The organism is Fulvivirga aurantia, from assembly GCF_009711475.1.
Classification (GTDB): Bacteria; Bacteroidota; Bacteroidia; order Cytophagales; family Cyclobacteriaceae; genus Fulvivirga; species Fulvivirga aurantia.
Map to the genome: position 1 here is coordinate 1 of NZ_SMMD01000500.1, position 3,357 is coordinate 3,357.

General features: G+C 39.1%; 6 protein-coding genes. 2 read left to right on the forward strand and 4 right to left on the reverse strand.

What is annotated here, in order from left to right:
* Positions 1-2 precede the first annotated feature (2 nt).
* Positions 3-890, forward strand: coding sequence for a tRNA (adenosine(37)-N6)-dimethylallyltransferase MiaA (gene miaA / locus E1176_RS03610; RefSeq protein WP_343030499.1), 888 nt, complete (start codon positions 3-5; stop codon positions 888-890).
* Positions 891-957: 67 nt separating this feature from the next.
* The gene (locus E1176_RS03615) at positions 958-1,515 is read left to right on the forward strand and encodes a thioredoxin family protein (protein WP_155209209.1); all 558 of its coding nucleotides are present in this window, start codon (positions 958-960) and stop codon (positions 1,513-1,515) included.
* 46 nt (positions 1,516-1,561) lie between these two features.
* Here E1176_RS03615 and E1176_RS03620 read toward each other — a convergent pair whose 3' ends face one another.
* The 4 genes from E1176_RS03620 to E1176_RS03635 form a co-directional block, all read right to left on the reverse strand.
* Positions 1,562-2,167: a trimeric intracellular cation channel family protein gene (locus E1176_RS03620; RefSeq protein ID WP_155209210.1), complete on the reverse strand. Its 606-nt coding sequence runs from the start codon at positions 2,165-2,167 to the stop codon at positions 1,562-1,564.
* A 4-nt stretch (positions 2,168-2,171) separates the two neighbouring features.
* Positions 2,172-2,711 carry a hypothetical protein gene (locus tag E1176_RS03625; RefSeq protein WP_155209211.1) on the reverse strand — a complete coding sequence of 180 codons (540 nt, stop codon included), beginning with the start codon at positions 2,709-2,711 and terminating at the stop codon, positions 2,172-2,174.
* Positions 2,712-2,727: 16 nt separating this feature from the next.
* Positions 2,728-2,997 (reverse strand): hypothetical protein, encoded by a 270-nt coding sequence (locus E1176_RS03630; RefSeq protein ID WP_155209212.1) that lies wholly within the window; start codon positions 2,995-2,997, stop codon positions 2,728-2,730.
* 5 nt (positions 2,998-3,002) lie between these two features.
* A partial coding sequence (locus tag E1176_RS03635) for an RNA polymerase sigma factor (RefSeq protein ID WP_185152602.1) occupies positions 3,003-3,357 on the reverse strand: 355 nt, incomplete at its 5' end.

The following is a 3,357-nucleotide window of genomic DNA, read 5'->3' on the forward strand; positions in this document are numbered from 1 at the left end:
TAATTGTGGTTGTAGGTCCTACAGCAGTTGGTAAAACTGATACTTGCATAAAGTTGGCACAACACTTTAAAACCGACATTGTTTCGGCAGACTCACGTCAATTTTACAAAGAAATGGAAGCGGGTACTGCAAAGCCCAGCCAGGAAGAAATGGCTGCTGCAAAACATCATTTTATAGACTCTCATAGTATTGAAGAGGATGTTTCTGCTGGAACCTACGAAAGATTGGCAATTAAGCAGCTGGATGAATTATTTGATGAAAAAAAGTATGTGATTTTGACAGGCGGTAGTGGCTTGTATATAGATGCAGTTACAATGGGTATGGCAGAGATGCCGAAAATAGACCCATCGATAAGACAGCAACTTAATGAGGAGCTCGATGAAAATGGACTACAGCCACTTCTTGAAGAGCTTGAAAAATTGGACCCTGTATATTACAACCGGGTTGATAGAAATAACCCACATCGGATTATCAGAGCGCTGGAGGTGTGCCGGGGGACAGGTAAGGCTTTTAGCGCGTTTAGAAAACCGGCCGCAAAGAAAAGAAATTTCACTACCGTAAAAATAGGGCTTGACAGGCCTCGCGAGGAGTTATATGAGCGCATAAATCTGCGCATGGACCAAATGATTGAACAGGGCTTATTTGAAGAGGCAAAAGACTTTTATAGCTATAAAAATCATAACGCATTGCAGACTGTGGGTTATAAAGAAATCTTCGATTACCTTGATGGTTTATACGATAAAGAAGAGGCAATAAGGTTGCTAAAAAGAAACAGCAGAAGGTATGCAAAACGACAAATGACCTGGTTTACTAAAGATGAGACTGTTAAATGGTTTCATCCTTCGCAAATTGGAGAGATAATTGCACATATCGAAGCAGTAGGTATGTAATACCTGCTGGTTTAAAACTTGAAATTATTTTAACTTAGGGTGTGTTTACCCGTATATGAGGAGACTTATGAAGAAAGAACTTATTTATATTTCAACTATCGCTTTATTACTCGTTTTTGTGGGTAGTTCTGCTTTTATCAATGAGGCAGATACTGTAGAAGAAGGCCCTGTAAACTGGATGAGCTTCGAAGAGGCAGTTGAAAAATCTAAAACAGAAAAGAAGAAGATTTTTATTGATGTATACACCGATTGGTGTGGCTGGTGTAAGGTAATGGATAAAAATACATTTAGCCAGGCGGATATTGCTAAGTATCTAAACGAAAACTTCTATCCGGTGAAGCTTGATGCAGAGCAGGAGGAGGACATAGAGTTTAGAGGCCATACCTTTAAATTTGTACCTTCAGGAAGAAGAGGATACCATCAGTTGGCAGCCAGCCTTTTAAACAATAAATTGAGTTACCCAACAGTGGTGTTTCTTGACGAAGATTTTAATATGATACAGCCACTTGCAGGCTACCAGAAACCCGAGCAATTTGAACGTGTAATCAAATTTATAGGAGGCGATCATTATAAAAGTACTACCTGGGAAGAGTGGGTCAAAGAGTTTGAATCAGAATTGAACTAATAATACTTGATGTATTCCTGTAAAAACCGGCTTTTGGCCGGTTTTTTTATTCCTTCATTTTGGGCATAGTAAGGTTGTATTTGATAGCTACAACTCGTATTACTATAATGATCACGGTAGTGATGAGGTAGTTGTAATTTGGAATGACGCCCAGTTGGCTCATCGTAAAAAAGGCTATTGCTCCGGCCAGGCATGCTGTAGCATATATTTCTTTTCTAAAAATAAGTGGTATCTCATTGCACAAGGTATCACGTATAACACCGCCAACTACAGCTGATACCATACCCATCACAATTGAAAGCGCAGGGTGTACACCCAGATCGAGTGCTTTTTGCATACCACTGATTGTAAATAACGCTATACCGATGGTATCAAATAAGAAAAAGGTTCTTCTCAGGTTAACTATGTATTTTCTGAAAATGAGTGTAAAAGGAACGGCAATGACAATTGCCAGTGGATAGTACAAATCCTGAACCCAAGCTACGGGGTAACTTCCCAGTAAAACATCTCTGGTAGTACCACCTCCTACGGCCGTTACGAAGCCGATTACAGTTGCTCCGAAGAGGTCCATTTGTTTTTTGGCAGCCACACGCAGACCACTAATGGCAAAAACGAACGTACCGATAAGGTCAAGGGTGTATAACAGGTCCATGATGCTATTCCTTTATTTCAGCATCATAGTTAATTTTATATTCAGAAAATAAAAAATAAAAGAACATCATATTTCGCCATCCTTCATCTTGTTGAAATTGAGCGCGATCATTATCATACCTGTCTTCAACTATCGCTAATTGCTGATCGATGAATTCATAAATATTCAGCTGGTCACGAGGGTCTTTGACCTCCAGGTCTAGAGAAAGTCGGTTTTTAGGTCCGACAATATTGGCAAAATCCCGATTGTTACTGAGTATTATTTGTCTGAGAAAATCACCGGCAGGGTAGTTTTCATCAACTTCACAGTAAATTTCAGCTCCATGTTGGTTATGCCATCTTTTTGAGATTTCAGGAGTTTCTTCACGCTTGTAGTGTGCTCCTGATGCTACTAAGATTAGCTTCTCGGTTGGTAGAGGGCTCCCGGGTTTCATTTCGTGATCATACCTTACCGTATGACACAAGGTTTTAATAAACTGTGGAGAGATTGTAGAGTCTGGATCGAGATATATCCTTCCGTATTGCGCATGACAAGGAATTACCATGCAAGCAAGCAATAAGCTACTCAGTAGTCTGCTCAGTAGAAGGGGCCTGGCCGTTATCGGTATTTTTAGACGTGGTAATATCATCTACGAAGAGAAGTAACATTAGAAAGAGTATAATAATTACGATATAGACCAGTTTTTTGCGATCGTTATAAAGCATGTGTCTTATACCATCTGTGCTATAGTATTTGCGGTACCTGTCCATAAAACGGTCAAAGTCACGATAGCTTCTCACTGTTTCCAGAGAAGGTTTAGGGGCATTTATTTTTACTTTTACCTGTGCCATTTTATTTAGTTATACCTTACTTCTGCCGCTATTTTCTTTAGTTTTTTTAAAATCCGATAAGTTTTAACCTTCGCATTTACCTCTGTAAGACCTAGTAAATAACCCATGTCCTTAAACGAATAGTTCTCAAAAAAACGTAATTCTATAAACTGTATTTCATGCTCAGACAATTGCTCAAGCAGTACGGGAATAAGTACATGTGGATCTATTTGTGGCTCTTTATAATCTATTTCAGTAATTAATAAGTTAATGTCCTGGTCCTCAATATTCACAGATCGGGAAAACTTCTTCTGCTGCCTGAAAAATGCATTTACTTCATTGATAGCAATTTTATATAACCAGGCAGAAAAAGGCACTCCC

Excerpts from the sequence above, each read along its gene's own strand:
- E1176_RS03615 (WP_155209209.1), top strand. The coding sequence starts at position 958 with ATGAAGAAAGAACTTATTTATATTTCAACTATCGCTTTATTACTCGTT.
- E1176_RS03620 (WP_155209210.1), bottom strand. The coding sequence starts at position 2,167 with ATGGACCTGTTATACACCCTTGACCTTATCGGTACGTTCGTTTTTGCC.
- E1176_RS03625 (WP_155209211.1), bottom strand. The coding sequence starts at position 2,711 with ATGGTAATTCCTTGTCATGCGCAATACGGAAGGATATATCTCGATCCA.
- E1176_RS03630 (WP_155209212.1), bottom strand. The coding sequence starts at position 2,997 with ATGGCACAGGTAAAAGTAAAAATAAATGCCCCTAAACCTTCTCTGGAA.